This window comes from Streptococcus porci DSM 23759 (genome assembly GCF_000423765.1).
Lineage (GTDB): Bacteria > Bacillota > Bacilli > Lactobacillales > Streptococcaceae > Streptococcus > Streptococcus porci.
On the sequence record NZ_AUIP01000007.1, the window covers coordinates 90,807 to 107,254 of the forward strand.

A 16,448-nucleotide genomic window follows, 5' to 3' on the forward strand; every position below is an offset into this window, starting at 1 on the left:
GTTAAAACGGCTTTTCTCTATGTTTGAAAGGAAATGAAAACGGGCTAGGAATTAGGTCTAAAAAGTGGAAAATTCGCGTAGACCAGACTAGTTACTTTCTTGACTTAGCCCTTTATATTTTAAATTATGTCAATTTTAGAAGTTAAAAATCTCAGTCACGGATTTGGTGACCGTGCAATTTTTGAAAATGTCTCTTTTCGCCTTTTAAAAGGGGAGCATATTGGTCTTGTTGGTGCCAATGGTGAAGGAAAATCAACTTTTATGTCTATTGTAACAGGATCCTTACAACCTGACGAAGGAAAGGTAGAATGGTCTAAATATGTAACTGTAGGTTATCTTGATCAGCATGCTGTCCTTGAAAAAGGCATGACGGTTCGTGATGTTCTTCGCACCGCTTTTGACGAGCTCTTTAAGACAGAAGCTCGTATCAATGACATCTATATGTCTATGGCTGAAGATGGGGCAGATATTGATGCTTTGATGGAAGAAGTGGGAGAACTCCAAGACCGTCTGGAATCTCGTGATTTCTATGTTTTAGATGCAAAAATTGATGAAGTAGCGCGTGCACTCGGAGTTATGGATTTTGGTATGGATTCTGATGTGACGGAGCTTTCTGGAGGTCAGCGTACCAAGGTTCTTCTGGCAAAGCTTCTTCTTGAGAAGCCAGATATTCTTCTGCTAGATGAGCCGACCAACCATTTAGATGCCGAGCATATTGCTTGGCTCAAACGGTACCTACAAGAATATGAGAATGCCTTTGTTTTGATTTCTCATGATATTCCATTCCTTAATGACGTGATTAACATCGTTTACCATGTTGAAAACCTTGATTTGGTGCGTTATGCTGGAGATTACGATAATTTCCAGTCTGTTTTTGCTATGAAAAAAGCACAGCTGGAGGCAGCATATGAACGCCAGCAGAAAGAAATTGCAAATCTTCAAGACTTTGTGAACCGCAACAAAGCCCGAGTTGCTACTCGAAATATGGCTATGTCTCGTCAGAAAAAGCTGGATAAGATGGATATTATTGAGCTTCAGGCTGAAAAACCAAAACCAACCTTTGACTTTAAGGAGTCGCGCACGCCAGGTCGCTTTATTTTCCAAACGACAGATTTAGTAATCGGGTATGACCGTCCACTGACTAAAGCTCCCTTAAATTTAACACTTGAACGTAACCAAAAAGTTGCTATTGTAGGGGCCAATGGTATCGGTAAAACCACGCTTTTGAAAAGCTTGCTTGGTGAAATCAAAGCTCTTGAAGGTAAAGTAGAACGTGGTGATTTCCTTGAAATTGGTTATTTTGAGCAAGAAGTAGTAGGGTCACGACAAACACCTCTTGAGGCTGTTTGGGATGCCTTTCCAGCTCTCAACCAAGCTGAAGTCCGCGCAGCATTGGCGCGTTGTGGACTAACATCCAAACATATCGAAAGCCAAATCCAAGTGCTTTCTGGTGGTGAGCAGGCTAAAGTTCGCTTCTGCCTTTTGATGAATCGTGAAAACAATGTCTTGGTTCTTGATGAGCCAACCAACCACTTAGATGTTGATGCAAAAAAGGAACTCAAACGTGCTCTCCAAGCCTACAAAGGCACCATTCTTATGGTCTGCCATGAACCAGAATTTTACGAAGGTTGGACTCAGGTTTGGGATTTCAATGAGATGATTTAGGAAAAAGCCTTGCTTTTTACAGAAATGAGGCAGGTAGTGATTTGTTTTCTCTGCCTCTATTTTATGGTATAATGCAGATATTGACTTAGCTATCAGTCAAAGATAGCTTTTATAAAAGAAAGGAAATTTCAGTTAAAGTTATTAACTGAGTAAGAGGGCTCTTTTTATCAGGAAAGGAGTCTTCAAAATCATAAAATATGGATAAAATTATTGTCGAAGGCGGAAAGACACGCCTGCAAGGTGAGGTAAGGATTGAAGGAGCTAAGAATGCTGTCTTGCCTCTTCTTGCCGCTACAATTTTGGCTAAGGAGGGTAAGACCGTCCTTAACAATGTGCCAATTCTATCAGACGTCTATACCATGAATAATGTCGTTCGTGGGTTAGACATTGATGTTGATTTTGAAGAAGCAGCAAACCGAGTGACAGTTGATGCGACAGGTTGGATTTTGGATGCGGCTCCATATGAATATGTCAGCCAAATGCGTGCTTCCATCGTTGTCTTGGGACCAATTTTGGCGCGCTGTGGTCATGCTAAGGTGTCCATGCCAGGCGGCTGTACCATCGGAAGCCGTCCTATAGATCTTCATCTCAAAGGCTTGGAAGCAATGGGGGCCCAGATTCGTCAAGCAGGCGGTGACATCACAGCCGTTGCCGAAAAACTTCAAGGCGCTCACATTTATCTGGACTTCCCAAGTGTTGGGGCTACTCAAAACTTGATGATGGCCGCTACCCTGGCCCAAGGTCGCACTGTTATTGAAAATGCTGCGCGTGAACCTGAAATTGTTGACCTCGCCCTGCTATTGAATAAAATGGGGGCAAAAGTCAAAGGAGCAGGGACGGAGACGCTAACTATCGATGGTGTTGATAAAATGCATGGGGCTGAACATGATGTGGTTCAGGATCGTATTGAAGCTGGAACCTTTATGGTAGCAGCAGCCATGACTTCTGGTGATGTCTTGATTAAAGATGCTGTCTGGGAACATAATCGACCTCTCATCTCAAAACTCAAAGAAATGGGTGTCCAAGTAACGGATGAAGCAGACGGTGTTCGTGTCCAGTCAGATGTTACTAAGCTCAAGCCAGTGACTATTAAAACCATGCCTCACCCTGGATTTCCAACCGATATGCAGGCACAAATGACTGCTCTGATGGCAGTAGTTAAGGGCGAATCAACGATGATTGAAACTGTCTTTGAAAATCGTTTCCAGCATCTGGAGGAGATGCGTCGCATGGGACTTCACTCTGAAATTATGCGTGACACTGCCATCATTCATGGTGGGGAGGCTCTTCAAGGTGCTCAGGTTATGTCGACGGACCTTCGTGCCAGCGCGGCACTAATTTTGACAGGAATGGTAGCAGAAGGTACCACGACAGTCGGAAAGCTAACGCACTTAGATCGAGGCTATTATCAGTTCCATGAAAAATTAGCAGCCTTAGGTGCAAAGATTAGACGCGTAAAAGGAGCTTAAGATGGATATTGGTTGGAAATACATTGGTAAGCAATTTCTGCTCATCGCCATCATTCTTCTGCTTTGTGCTATTTTCTTTGGATTGGGATTGGTTTTAGGCTACGGTTTCTTTGGAGATGGTGCCAAGCCTTTCTCGATTCTCTCTCCTGAAAAATGGCAGAGCATTATCAGTAAATTTATGGGGAATTAACAGCTTAGTTGGGTAACCTGACTAAGCTCTCTTTAACATATGAATAAAAAACAACAAAAAGCGGGAATTTCATTATTAGCTCTGTTGGTGACCATAGTTATTGGAATCGCAGGTGGAAATTCCTCAGGATTTTTCGAGCAGCTCGGAACTGCCTTTTCAGAACAGACTAGTCAGACTAGTAGCAGACAAATTATTCCAGCAGAAGGAACACCATCTCAAGCTCTAGCTGAATCCGTTTTATCAAGCGAGGTGAAGAAGCAACTAGGCACTTTGGAATGGAACGGAGCAGGAGCTTTTATCATCAATGATAATAAAACAAATCTCAATGCAGATGTGTCCAGTCTCCCTTATGCAACTAATCAGACCAAGCGAGTGCAGGGAAAGTTGGTTCCTATCAATGGTAATGCTCTACTAGCTAAGAGTACTCGCCAATACAAAAACCGTGAACAGACAGGTTCTGGCGGGGGCTCCTATCGACCTGCAGGTTGGCATCAACTTCATGATTTGCCTGGTGAGTATGATCATGCTATCGACCGAGGACATTTGATTGGTTATGCTTTGGTAGGAGGCTTACCTGGTTTTGATGCCTCAACCAGTAATCCTGAAAATATTGCTGTTCAAACAGCTTGGTCAAATCAAGCTGATTTGGAGAATTCAACAGGTCAGAACTACTACGAAAAAATGGTTCGTAAGGCACTCGACAACAACAAACGTGTTCGCTATCGTGTGACCTTGATTTATGATGGAAATAATATTCTAGCTTCAGGAACTCATTTGGAAGCCAAGTCTTCTGATGGTGAATTGGAATTTAATGTCTTTATCCCGAACGTTCAAGAAGGATTACACATTGATTATTATTCAGGAAAAATTTCCGTGGATGGGTAAAATCATGTGGCTATCTCAATCTTGTTTAAATCTAGGTTACTGCCCAACCTTTCAGAAGTTTGGGGGATTAGGCTCAAAACTCAGCCATAGGATTCTTTCAATAAGTTGCTGACTTCTGGCATGCCTAAGGAAGTGACAAAATAGAGTTTGTCTACAACATAAAAAGCCTTTCATAAGAAGGGCTTTTTCTAATCAGTCAATATACTTTAATTTTCCACGAAAATCTTCTAGTGTCTCATAGCCTTTCTCAGCCATAATATCTTTGAGTTCTTTTGTGATGCGGGCAAAAATGCTGACGCCCTCTTTTTGAAGTGCTGTACCAATCTGAACCATAGAAGCACCACAGAGGATGTGTTCAAAGGCATCGCGACCGTTTTTTACACCACCGGTGCCGATAATTTTTATTTCTGGCTTAAGGCGCTGGTAGAAAGCGTGAACGTTGGCAAGAGCAGTTGGTTTAATGTAGTCACCGCCAATGCCTCCAAAACCATTTTTAGGTTTGATGAGAACGGTCTCGTCATCAATGAGAAGACCATTTCCAATAGAATTAACGCAGTTGACAAAAGTCAGAGGAAATTGATTGAAAACTGCGGCAGCTTGGTCAAAGTGAACAATATCAAAGTAAGGAGGAAGTTTAACCCCGAGTGGTTTGGTAAAATAGCTGAAGACTTCTGTCAAAATTTCTGTGGTAGTCTCAAAATCATAGGCAATCTGAGGTTTTCCAGGAACATTTGGACAAGACAGATTAAGTTCAACCAAGCCCTGGTAATCAGATGCCTGTACTTTTTTGAGAATGATATGAGTTTCTTCAGGCGATAGACCGACCAGGGAAAGAAAATGATTTTTTGTATTGGGTTGATTTTGCAGTTCGATGACATAATCAAGATAATACTCCAAACCATTATTTGGTAGCCCCATGGAATTGATAGAGCCTAGTGGAACATCGACATAGCGGGGTTCAGGATTGCCAGGTCGAGCTTCTAAAGTTCCTGTTTTTGTGACAAATGAACCTGACTCAGAAGCCTCAACCTCCGCCAATTCTTCCCTTGTCATGCAATAAACGCCAGCAGCATTCATTAAGCAGTTGTCAAAAGTAAAGTTCCCGATTTTTGTTGCAGTTGAAACCATCTCTGTCTCCTCAAGAAATTTTTTCTATTTTATCATCGGATGAGAGGATTTGCAAGTTTTTAAGAAGGATTAAGAGTTAATGTTCGCTTTTAGGTTGAAAAAGCTGGACGATCATCTTAAAAAATTGCTATTTATCAATTATTGGTAATTTTTTCACAAATAAACGTTCTTAGACTAGCTTTTTTTATATTTTTTGGGTAAAATAATAAGAGTAAGTGGTTTTAAACCACAATTAAAAAGGAGAACACTAATGGTAAAATTGGTTTTCGCTCGCCACGGTGAGTCAGAATGGAACAAAGCTAACCTTTTCACTGGTTGGGCTGACGTTGATTTGTCAGATAAAGGAACACAACAAGCAATCGACGCTGGTAAATTGATCAAAGAAGCTGGTATCGAATTTGACCTTGCTTTCACATCAGTTTTGAAACGTGCTATCAAAACGACTAACCTTGCGCTTGAAGCTGCAGACCAACTTTGGGTTCCAGTTGAAAAATCATGGCGTTTGAACGAACGTCACTACGGTGGTTTGACTGGCTTGAATAAGGCAGAAGCTGCTGCTGAGTTTGGTGATGATCAAGTTCACATCTGGCGCCGTTCATACGACGTTTTGCCACCAATGATGGCTAAAGATCACGAGCATTCAGCACATACTGACCGTCGTTATGCTCACCTTGATGATTCAGTTATTCCAGATGCTGAAAACTTAAAAGTTACGCTTGAGCGCGCCCTTCCATTCTGGGAAGATAAAATTGCTCCAGCATTGAAAGACGGTAAAAATGTGTTCGTAGGTGCACATGGTAACTCAATCCGTGCCCTTGTAAAGCACATCAAACAATTGTCAGATGATGAAATCATGGACGTGGAAATTCCAAACTTCCCACCACTTGTTTTCGAACTTGATGAAAAATTGAACATCGTTAAAGAGTACTACTTAGAAGCGTAAGAAGTACCAAGGTTAATTAGTGAAAACATTTGACCTTGCTTTAACATCATTAATCTAAAGGACCTACTATTCGTATTTGAGTAATAGGTTCTTTTTTATGCCAAAGAAAGAGAAAAGAGGTCATTATGACGATGGTAAACAATGTCAAGAATCTACTATTTGATAATATTGTCGATTCACTTAGATTAAAAAACTTTTTAACGAGCCCTATAATGCTTAATCTTGCTTTTCTGATGTTTGCTTAAATGTTTTATGGAGACTTGCCACTGCTTTCACATTAGAAAACCTTATTGGCGAACAGCTATTTAATAGAGAAAAATAATCTTAGCTTAGGCTCCGATAGTTAAACTGTGAATAGTCCTTCGGATACTTTAGATGATTAATCTAATGTTAGCAGACTTTGCTCAGGTTCTTTTTGCGTTTTTCTCATTTTTTCTTTGTGAAAAAGCTTGCAATCTCGAGGTATCTTGTTATAATAATGAGGAGAAATAATAAAAACAGGTATGGGATGCTTTTTAAAAATTTTTGAAAAAGAATTTGGAAAGCCAAGCATTCCCTTGAGCCTACTATTAGGAGAAGTTGATGTATTCGCCAGATGAAATTTTAGAGATTGCTATTCACACTGGAGAGCATAAGATTGAAAAAAACTTTATGCAAAAGGCTATTTTAGCCTTCATCGGTGGAGCTATGATTAGTCTTGGTTATCTTTTATACATACGAATTACTGCGAGTGGAATGGAAACGTTAGGGCATTTTGCTTCGGTAATTGGTGCTGCAGCTTTTCCTATAGGATTGATTGTGATTTTGCTGGCTGGTGGTGAGCTGATTACGGGAAATATGATGGCAGTAGCAGCTAGTTTTTTTGCTAAGAAAATTACTTTGACTGATTTACTTAAAAATTGGGCTGTGGTTACTCTTTTTAATGTCATCGGTGCGATTTTTGTAGCTTATTTCTTTGGTCATTTTGTCGGTTTAACTAGCTCAGGTCACTATCTTGAAGAAACTTTGACAGTTGCGCAAGCTAAATTAGTAGCCACACCTGCACAAGCTTTTGTCTCTGGTATTGGTTGTAACTGGTTTGTTGGTTTGTCATTATGGCTCTGCTATGGTGCTAAGGACGGAGCAGGAAAAATTATGGGAACTTGGTTTCCTGTGATGACCTTTGTAGCCATTGGTTTCCAGCACAGTGTAGCAAACGCCTTTGTTATTCCAGCAGCAATCTTTGAGGGCGGAGCCACTTGGCTTGAATTTCTTCAAAACTTTGTCTTTGTTTATGCTGGAAATATTGTTGGTGGAGCAGTTTTTGTCTCTCTCTTCTATTTTTTGGTCTATGAAAAAAACATTAGAAAAAGTTAAAACTTGCTGTTATTTTGGCAAGTTTTTTTGATTTATTTATGATAAAATAAGAGACATAGTTTTTCAAAGAGAGGGTCAAATGGCAAGTAGAAATAGAAAGAATTTGCAGCGACAAAAACGGCTAGGGTATCAAATGTCTAGCCGTATCAATTTAATTTTTGCTATTATTGTCTTACTCTTTGTCCTCTTGTTGCTACGATTAGCACAGATGCAGTTGCTGGATAAGGATTTTTACATGGAAAAACTGACGGCAACAACCAGTTACACGGTTAAAAATTCAAGTCCCCGTGGTAAGATTTATGATGCCAAGGGGACCCTTTTAGTTGATAATAATATCAAGGAGGTTGTTTCCTTTACACGTAGCAATTTTGCCACAGCAGAGGAAATGAAGCAGATTGCTTGGGAGTTGTCGGCCATTGTCTCTTATACAGAAACGAGTGTGACGACTAGAGAGAAAAAAGATTATTATCTAGCTGACAGCACTAATTATCAAGCGGTCGTCGAAGCCTTGGATGATGACAAAAAATATGACAAGTTTGGCAATCGTCTAGCAGAGAGCGATATTTATGCCAATGCCATCGCAGCAGTAACGGATAAACAAATAGATTTCTCAGATGAGGAATTGAAAGTAGCTTATATTTTCAGTCAGATGAATGCTACGCCAACTTTTGGAACAACTTCTTTGAAGACAGCAGATTTGACCGCAGAGCAAATTGCTCTTATTTCCTCCAATAAGGACTTAACGGGTATCTCAGTCCGTTCGGATTGGGAACGGCAGACTATTGCAAGCTCGCTTTCTCCAATTATCGGAAAAGTTTCAAGTGAAAAAGCAGGGCTTCCAGCTGAAGAAGTCAAAGACTACCTTGCAAAAGGTTACTCTTTGAACGACCGTGTTGGTACCAGCTACCTAGAAAAGGCCTATGAAGATGTGCTGAGGGGGCAATCGCAGGTTCGTCAGATAACTGTTGACAAAAAAGGCGCTGTCATTGCTGATGACGAAACACAAGCTGGTAGCAAGGGAAAGAATCTCAAATTGACGATTGACTTGGGATTCCAAGAAGGTGTAGAGAAGATTCTCAATCAGTATTTTAGTGCTGAAAAGGCTGAGGGTAATGTAGAACTTTCTGAAGGAGCTTATGCTGTAGCTCTTAATCCAAATACTGGTGCTGTTCTAGCTATGGCAGGGCTATCCCATGATACAGAAACTGGGGAGATTGAGAAAAATGCCTTAGGAACCATGACTATGGTATTTACTCCTGGATCTGTAGTTAAGGGGGCAACGATTGCTTCTGGATATGAGAATGGTGTCATTTGGGGAAACCAAGTACTGAATGACCAAGCTATTCAGCTTGCAGGTTCAAACCCAATTAAATCTTGGTTTACACAAGGAAGTTTGCCAATCACTGCAACTCAAGCCTTAGAATATTCCTCAAATACTTACATGGTTCAGATTGCTATGAAGTTGATGGGGCAGGAATACAGTCCAGGAATGTTTTTAGCGGTAGATGGTATGGAATCAGCTATGGCCAAATTGCGTGCCACCTATGCTGAATTTGGTCTGGGGGCTGCCACAGGTCTTGATATTCCTGGTGAATCAACTGGTTTTATCCCAAAAAAATTCGATTCTGCATCGCTTTTGACGGAATCTTTTGGACAGTTTGATAACTACACCACTATGCAACTAGCTCAGTATGCTGCAACGGTGGCAAACGGTGGCAAACGTGTCGCACCACATTTAGTCCAAGGTGTCTATAATACAGATGAGTCTGGCAATCTAGGCCAAATGATTGATGAAAAGGCAACTAAGACCTTAAACACTGTTAATATTTCATCTGAGGAGATGGGTATTATCCAGCAAGGCTTTTACGATGTAGTCAATAGTGATTCAGGTTACGCAACGGGACGAACGATTGGTGAAGGCGCAGCTGTTTCTATTTCTGCCAAGACAGGTACTGCTGAGTCTTTTGTGACCAATAAATCAGGTCAGTCTATCTATACGACTAATATGAATGTTGTTGCCTATGCGCCAAGCGACAACCCGCAAATTGCAGTGGCAGTTGTGTTACCGCATGAAACCAATTTCAATAGCAAGGCAAGCCACTTGATGACGCGAGATATCATCAATTTGTACCATAGTTTATATCCTATGAATTAAGAGAGGTTTTTTAGTGCTTTATCCAACACCAATAGCAAAGCTGATTGATAGTTTTTCAAAGTTACCTGGTATCGGTATTAAGACAGCGACAAGGCTTGCGTTTTACACCATTGGCATGAGCGATGAAGACGTCAATGACTTTGCAAAAAATTTATTATCTGCTAAGCGTGATTTAACTTATTGTAGCATTTGTGGTAATTTGACGGATGATAATCCTTGTAGCATTTGCCGTGATGAGACTAGGGATTCTTCTCTACTACTTGTTGTTGAAGAATCAAAGGATGTGTCGGCGATGGAAAAAATTCAAGAGTATCGTGGGAAATACCATGTTTTACATGGTCTTATTTCTCCAATGAATGGAGTTAGTCCAGATGATATTAATCTGAAAAGTTTGATTACACGATTGATGGACGGCGAGGTGACAGAGGTGATTATCGCGACCAGTGCTACGGCTGATGGCGAGGCGACTTCTATGTATATTTCCCGTGTCCTCAAGCCAGCGGGTATCAAAGTTACGCGTTTGGCTCGTGGTTTAGCAGTTGGCTCAGACATTGAGTATGCTGACGAAGTTACTCTTTTACGAGCAATTGAAAATCGTACTGAATTATAATGAAATCAGGACAATTCTTGCTTTTGCGATATAAAAAGAAAGTGGTACAAAATCGGCACGAATGCCGATTTTGTACCACTTTCCCATTTTCAGGTGTTCAACTTGAAGCAGTCTATCCCCAGAGAAGTCGAATGATGTGAGTTGACGGTAGCCAGCATACATCCACTGCTTTAAAAGCTCTCCCATATCTTCTGAACTCCCACCTCCACACAGCTGATTAGGAAGGAACCAATCCATTGCCTAGCAAGGAATGAGAACATCAAAACAGCTACGGTGCCAAGCGCCTATCTGCAATCATGTTAAAAGGCTAAGACAAAAGTCCTAGCCTTTTTGTGTATTTTAAACATTCAAAACCTTGTCCAAAAACTCAATCAAACGAGGGTGTTTGGGATGGTCAAAAATTTCTTCGGGTGTGCCATCTTCAAGAAATTGCCCTCCATCAGTAAAGATGACACGGTTGGCTACTTTGCGAGCAAAGCCCATCTCGTGGGTGACAATCAGCATGGTCATACCTTGCTCTGCCAAATCTTTCATAACGTTTAGAACATCTCCAACCATCTCTGGGTCAAGGGCAGAAGTAGGTTCGTCAAAGAGCATGATGTCTGGGTTCATAGCTAGAGAGCGGGCGATTGCTACACGTTGCTTTTGTCCACCAGATAAGCTAGTTGGCATAGCATGAGCCTTATCGGCCAACCCTACTTTTTCCAAGAGTTCCATTCCCAATTTTTCAGCTTCTGACTTAGTTTGTTTGCCTAGCTCAACAGGAGCAAAGGTAATGTTTTCAAGCACAGTCATGTGTGGGAAGAGGTTGAAGTGCTGGAATACCATACCGATGTTTTCGCGGGCACGGTCTAGGTTCGTTTTTGGATCAGAAAGTTCAAAGCCGTCAACTACTACCTTACCTGAAGTGATGGTCTCAAGCAGATTGAGGGTGCGAAGGAAGGTTGATTTACCTGAACCAGAAGGTCCGATGATGCAGACCACGTCCCCTTCGTAGAATTTGGCATCAATACCTTTAAGAACTTCATTTTTGCCATAGTATTTGTGCAAATCTTGTACATCAATTTTTAATTCAGCCATTAGTTAGTCCTCTTTTCTAGACGTTTTGCTAAGCGAGTGAGTAGGGTGATAATCACCAGATACATCACAGCTAAAATCGCATACATACGGAAAGATTGGTAGTTACGTGCAATGATAATCTTCCCTGTTTGGAAGAGTTCGATAAGCCCGATTGCTGAAACGATGGTTGTATCTTTAAGTGAGATAACAAACTGATTGATAAAGTTAGGGAGCATGAGTTTGACTGCTTGAGGCAGGATAACTTTGCGCATGGTTGTTTTGTATGGAACACCAAGGCTTCGGCTGGCTTCCATTTGTCCGATATCAACAGCTTCAATACCGCCACGAACGATTTCAGCAATATAAGCTCCGCCATTTAACGAAAGCGCAATAGTGGCCGCAACAAAGTCATTGATAGGTGATTGCTGGCCAGTGATATTTTGAATGAGATTTGGAATGCCCCAGAAAATAAAGGCTGCTACTATCATGAGTGGAATTCCACGAACCACGTCAACAAAGATGCTAGCAATGGTGCGGAGGGCTTTGCTTGGGCTAACAGCCATCATACCAAAGAGGATACCGATAAGAGTTGCGATAGCAAAGGAAATAAGGGTCAAGCTAAGCGTGGTCCAAAGACCAGATAAGAGTTGTTTATAGTTATTTGACAGAAGACCTGAAATGGTTGTTTCATCAACGGTATTTGCAGAGTCCGGTGTTCCGAGGTATTTGTCAATGATTTTGTCGTAGTCACCAGATGCTTTTAAGGCAGCAAGTCCATTATTGAACATTTCAATCAATTCTGGGTTTGTCCCAGCTTTTACAGCAAATCCGTATTCGCCAGATTTTTCACCAGGAATTGGAGTTTCAAAGTTACGGCCTTGTTGGATAGCGTATTTGAGTACAGCTTCGTCGTCCATAAGGGCGTCGATAGAACCTGAGTTCAAACTGTCATACATACTTGAGGCTTCGTCAAAGGCTTTTAGGCTATAACCGTACTGGTTAGCGTGTTCTTCCAAAAAGCTATAAGAAGCCGTTCCATTTTTAGCTCCAACGGTTTTTCCTGTTAGGTCAGCATAATCTTTAATAGCTGAGCCTTTTTTGACTGCCAGAAGGATGTTAGAAGTGTAGTAAGGGTCTGAGAAATCAAAGATTTTTTTACGTGCATCTGTTATGGACATGCCAGCGATAACAGCGTCAGCTTGTCCTGCCTGAACGGCATTGAGAGCGGCATCGAAACCAGGATTTGAAATATCGATAGAAAATCCTTGCTGCTCAGCGATTGTCTTGATTAACTCCATGTCAATACCGACGTAGTTTCCAGTATCATCTTGAAACTCGAATGGGGCGAATGACGAATCTGCTACAATTTTGTAGGTTGTTTTGACAGGAGTAGCTTTGGCAGAAGCATCGCCAGTTGAGGATAATTTAGAGGAGTCAATCCCCAACCATTTTGCCATAATAGCATCGTAAGTGCCGTCTTTTTTCATGTCGGCTAAGGTTTTGTTGAAATCGTCAACTAGATATTCATAATCTGAGCCTTTTTTGACCGAGAAACCGAAAGAACCAATAGATTCTCCAGCAATATTGATAGCGTAGCTCTTGCCTTGCTTGATAGCATACTCAACCACTGGTTGGTCGTCCATGGCAGCAAAGATAGAGCCAGTGTCGAGGCTATTATTCATTAAGTCGCTGGTATCGAAAGTTTTGATTGTGAAGCCATACTTGTCTTTATTTTTTTCAAGAAAAGTTTGTGCTGCTGTACCATTTTTGACGCCAACTTCCTTTCCAGAAAGTTCTTCATAAGAAGATACCTTTTGGTCAGAACGAGTGTACACCACGATTTTCGTGTCGTAATAAGGGTCTGAGAAGGTAAAGACTTTTTTACGGGCTTCAGTGATAGTTGTTCCTGCCATCAAGGCATCAGCTTGTCCCGCTTGAACGGCATTGACAGCAGCATCGAAGCCAGGGTAAGTCATATTAAGATCCCAACCGGATCGTTTAGCAACTTCAGTGATAATATCAACATCAATACCTTTATAAATTTGGTCAGAATCCTTAAATTCAAAGGGAGCGTAAGCAGTGTCTGAGACGACATCGATAGTGTCAGCTAAAGTCTGTGTGCCACCTAAGATAAGGAAAGATGATAGAAAAGTTGCCACAAGCAACTGGATTTTTTTTATCATACAGAGAACTCCTTTTTATAAAATTAGCTACTATTGTATCAAAAAGGAATGAGAAATGCAAATTTTTTGAGCGCACTATGTGAGAAAATGTAACATAAACTAAAGGGGATTACTCCGGTTTTTATAATATAGTGTTGATATATAGCCCATCTTTTTATGGTATAATGAAACGGTAATTGATGCTTAATTCTTGTTATAGAAGGGAAAATTTTCTGCTGTGTCTTACAAATTTCTACTATTCGACCTTGACCATACGCTTCTGGATTTTGATAAAGCTGAGGACCTTGCTTTGACTGAGTTGTTGCAGGAAGCTAATGTCGCTGATGTTCAAAGCTATAAGGACTACTATGTTCCTATGAATGCCCAGCTTTGGCGTGACTTGGAGCAAAATAAGTTGACGAAGAAAGAGCTGGTTTCGAGTCGCTTTGCTCTGCTTTTTTCCCACTTTGGTCAAGAAGTTGATGGACAGTTCTTTGCCAATCGTTACCAGGACTTTCTCAGCCAACAGGGGCAGACTTTTGAGGGCGCGCGCGAACTTCTTGAGGAGTTACAAAATCAGGGATATCGTCTTTTTGGTGCTACAAATGGTATCACCTATATTCAGCAAGGACGTCTATCACATTCGAATCTTGCAGATTTTTTTGAAAGAATTTTTATTTCGGAGCAGGCAGGAACACAAAAACCAGATATAGCCTTCTTTGATTGGATGGCTAGCCAAATTGATGGTTTTGAGAAAAAAGCGGTGCTTATGATTGGAGATAGCTTGACAGCTGATATACAAGGTGGCAATAATGCAGGGCTTGACACTGTTTGGTACAATCCAGCTGGCAAAGAAAATACCAGCTCTGCTATTCCGACTTATGAAATTAATAGCTATGATGGACTTTTGAAACTTTTAGAAGAAGCACTATAATGTGACTATTTGCATCTATGATTATGATAGAAAGAGGGATTTATCGTGTTATCTATTCAGAAAAAAATACCTGGCTTCTCATTATGTTTCCTCATTGCAGTGCCAGCCTGGTTTTTAGGACAACAGTTGCCCTTGATTGGAGCACCTGTTTTTGCCATTTTTATAGGCATGTTGTTAGCTCTCGTACATCAGAAACGTGATCGCACAGCGGACGGAATTGCTTTCACATCGAAATATATTCTTCAAATAGCAGTGGTGCTATTAGGGTTTGGGCTCAATCTTTCTCAGGTCATGCAGGTAGGGTTGAAATCTCTCCCTATTATTTTTAGCACCATTACCACCTCTCTCCTAGTCGCCTATTTTTTACAAAAATATTTGCGATTAGATGCCCATACAGCAACTTTAGTTGGTGTGGGTTCATCCATTTGTGGCGGCTCTGCCATTGCAGCTACAGCACCAGTCATTGATGCCAGAGATGATGAAGTAGCAAAGGCGATTTCGGTTATTTTTCTTTTCAATATTTTGGCTGCCCTTATTTTTCCGACATTGGGAGACATGATTGGTCTATCTAATCAAGGATTTGCCCTTTTTGCTGGGACGGCAGTCAATGATACTTCCTCGGTGACTGCGACAGCAACGGCATGGGATGCGGTTCATCAAAGTAATACTCTTGATGGCGCCACAATCGTCAAACTCACAAGAACTCTAGCTATTATTCCTATCACCCTTGGTTTATCTCTTTATAAAGGGTATAAGGATTCGAAAAATGGCAGAGCAGTTCAGACGGCATTTAGCTTGAAACGCGCTTTTCCAACTTTTTTACTCTATTTTTTACTTGCTTCGCTTTTGACAACTCTGATGAGCAATCTTGGAAATAATACAATTATTTTTGATCAATTAAAATGGCTATCAAAATTTTTTATCGTCATGGCCATGAGCGCTATTGGACTGAACACCAATCCAGTTAAATTGTTAAAAACTGGCGGGCAAGCGATAGGACTTGGAGCGGCATGTTGGTTTTCTATTACTGTTATGAGCTTGATGATGCAGGCTTTGATGGGAACTTGGTGATGAGAAAAAGGTATTGAAGGTGTTTTTTTGTAAACGCATTTAGTATCTTTTGGAGAATAAAATGAAATCAATCTACTTTTTAGACGGACTTGGAAGTAATCGCTATTATGCACAACGTTTAACATCAGCTTTGGCAGTAGAGGGATACCGTTTGATTTACCTCCCCTTGCCAGGTCATCCAGATAATCTGGCGCAGAAGATTGAAAGTCTTGATGATTTAAAAATCTGGTTCGAAGCCAATACACCTAAGGAAGATTTTCTCCTCATGGGTTTTTCTCTGGGGGCAGACTTCGCAGCTTACTTGTCTCAGCAATCTCGCTATGTCACCCGTCTCATTCTTCTTGATGGAGGTTTTATGACTTTTGATGACTTTTCGCTTGAGCAAGAGTTGGCTGATGCTCAAAATTACCTGAGATCTGAGAGTCTTAAGGATTTGGAGAAAAAACTGAGCCAAGAGGCTGAGATGACATCTTTTTGGGATGAAGACTTAGCGTTAGCGACTCGTTATGCTTATGAGAAAAAGGCTGACGCCTACCATCTGAAATTGACCGAAGAAACCATTCTTAATCTTTTAGCGATTAGACGAGACTGTCTTTTTGTCATTAGGGAACCACATTTTGCTGTGCCAACACTTGTGCTTTTATCTGATAGTCCAGCTGATTTTCTGACCTTCAAACAATCCCAATTTGAAAAGGTTGAAAATAAAGTTGTCAGAAGTATTGTCATTTCTGACAGCGACCATCAATTTTATCTCGAAAAAGCCAGTGAGATTGCGACAGCAGTTGCACAATTTTGTGACTAGAATGAGGGCAAGTCCCTCC

General features: G+C 41.0%; 15 protein-coding genes. 11 read left to right on the forward strand and 4 right to left on the reverse strand.

Annotated features, from left to right (window positions below):
- The first annotated feature begins 126 nt into the window (after positions 1–126).
- The 4 genes from G576_RS0102825 (at position 127) to G576_RS0102840 (ending at position 4,209) form a co-directional block, all read left to right on the forward strand.
- Positions 127–1,665 (forward strand): ABC-F family ATP-binding cassette domain-containing protein, encoded by a 1,539-nt coding sequence (locus tag G576_RS0102825; RefSeq protein WP_027973292.1) that lies wholly within the window; start codon positions 127–129, stop codon positions 1,663–1,665.
- Between the two features lie 197 nt (positions 1,666–1,862).
- Positions 1,863–3,134 carry a UDP-N-acetylglucosamine 1-carboxyvinyltransferase gene (murA, locus tag G576_RS0102830; RefSeq protein ID WP_027973293.1) on the forward strand — a complete coding sequence of 424 codons (1,272 nt, stop codon included), beginning with the start codon at positions 1,863–1,865 and terminating at the stop codon, positions 3,132–3,134.
- A 1-nt stretch (position 3,135) separates the two neighbouring features.
- Complete coding sequence (locus tag G576_RS0102835; protein ID WP_027973294.1) at positions 3,136–3,324, forward strand: DNA-directed RNA polymerase subunit beta; 189 nt, start codon at positions 3,136–3,138, stop codon at positions 3,322–3,324.
- Positions 3,325–3,363: 39 nt separating this feature from the next.
- Positions 3,364–4,209, forward strand: a complete 846-nt coding sequence (locus G576_RS0102840; protein WP_027973295.1) for a DNA/RNA non-specific endonuclease — start codon at positions 3,364–3,366, stop codon at positions 4,207–4,209.
- Positions 4,210–4,401: 192 nt separating this feature from the next.
- Here the strand turns inward: G576_RS0102840 and G576_RS0102845 are convergent, their stop codons facing one another.
- Complete coding sequence (locus tag G576_RS0102845; protein WP_027973296.1) at positions 4,402–5,337, reverse strand: dihydroorotate oxidase; 936 nt, start codon at positions 5,335–5,337, stop codon at positions 4,402–4,404.
- A gap of 250 nt (positions 5,338–5,587) precedes the next feature.
- Here G576_RS0102845 and G576_RS0102850 point away from each other — a divergent pair, with 250 nt between their 5' ends.
- The 4 genes from G576_RS0102850 (at position 5,588) to recR (ending at position 10,401) form a co-directional block, all read left to right on the forward strand.
- Complete coding sequence (locus tag G576_RS0102850; RefSeq protein WP_027973297.1) at positions 5,588–6,280, forward strand: phosphoglycerate mutase; 693 nt, start codon at positions 5,588–5,590, stop codon at positions 6,278–6,280.
- A gap of 582 nt (positions 6,281–6,862) precedes the next feature.
- Positions 6,863–7,636 carry a formate/nitrite transporter family protein gene (locus tag G576_RS0102860; RefSeq protein ID WP_027973298.1) on the forward strand — a complete coding sequence of 258 codons (774 nt, stop codon included), beginning with the start codon at positions 6,863–6,865 and terminating at the stop codon, positions 7,634–7,636.
- Positions 7,637–7,715: 79 nt separating this feature from the next.
- A complete protein-coding gene (gene pbp2b, locus G576_RS0102865) occupies positions 7,716–9,791 on the forward strand; it encodes a penicillin-binding protein PBP2B (protein WP_027973299.1) in 2,076 nt (691 codons plus the stop codon).
- Between the two features lie 13 nt (positions 9,792–9,804).
- Positions 9,805–10,401, forward strand: a complete 597-nt coding sequence (gene recR / locus G576_RS0102870; RefSeq protein ID WP_027973300.1) for a recombination mediator RecR — start codon at positions 9,805–9,807, stop codon at positions 10,399–10,401.
- On the opposite strand, the gene G576_RS0102875 is transcribed toward recR, so the two are convergent.
- The 3 genes from G576_RS0102875 to G576_RS0102885 form a co-directional block, all read right to left on the reverse strand.
- Positions 10,396–10,587 (reverse strand): hypothetical protein, encoded by a 192-nt coding sequence (locus G576_RS0102875; RefSeq protein ID WP_027973301.1) that lies wholly within the window; start codon positions 10,585–10,587, stop codon positions 10,396–10,398. The genes recR and G576_RS0102875 overlap by 6 nt on opposite strands.
- Before the next feature lie 153 nt (positions 10,588–10,740).
- On the reverse strand, positions 10,741–11,481 hold the full coding sequence (locus G576_RS0102880; RefSeq protein ID WP_027973302.1) for an amino acid ABC transporter ATP-binding protein: 741 nt from the start codon (positions 11,479–11,481) through the stop codon (positions 10,741–10,743).
- Positions 11,481–13,643, reverse strand: coding sequence for an ABC transporter substrate-binding protein/permease (locus tag G576_RS0102885; protein WP_027973303.1), 2,163 nt, complete (start codon positions 13,641–13,643; stop codon positions 11,481–11,483). Before G576_RS0102885 ends, G576_RS0102880 begins: the two co-directional genes overlap by 1 nt.
- A 217-nt stretch (positions 13,644–13,860) precedes the next feature.
- Between G576_RS0102885 and pynA the strand changes: the two genes are divergently transcribed.
- The 3 genes from pynA (at position 13,861) to G576_RS12955 (ending at position 16,429) form a co-directional block, all read left to right on the forward strand.
- Positions 13,861–14,556, forward strand: coding sequence for a pyrimidine 5'-nucleotidase PynA (gene pynA, locus G576_RS0102890; protein ID WP_027973304.1), 696 nt, complete (start codon positions 13,861–13,863; stop codon positions 14,554–14,556).
- 45 nt (positions 14,557–14,601) lie between these two features.
- Positions 14,602–15,627 (forward strand): YeiH family protein, encoded by a 1,026-nt coding sequence (locus G576_RS0102895; RefSeq protein WP_027973305.1) that lies wholly within the window; start codon positions 14,602–14,604, stop codon positions 15,625–15,627.
- 61 nt (positions 15,628–15,688) lie between these two features.
- Positions 15,689–16,429: an alpha/beta fold hydrolase gene (locus G576_RS12955; RefSeq protein ID WP_051177966.1), complete on the forward strand. Its 741-nt coding sequence runs from the start codon at positions 15,689–15,691 to the stop codon at positions 16,427–16,429.
- The last annotated feature ends 19 nt before the right edge of the window (positions 16,430–16,448 follow it).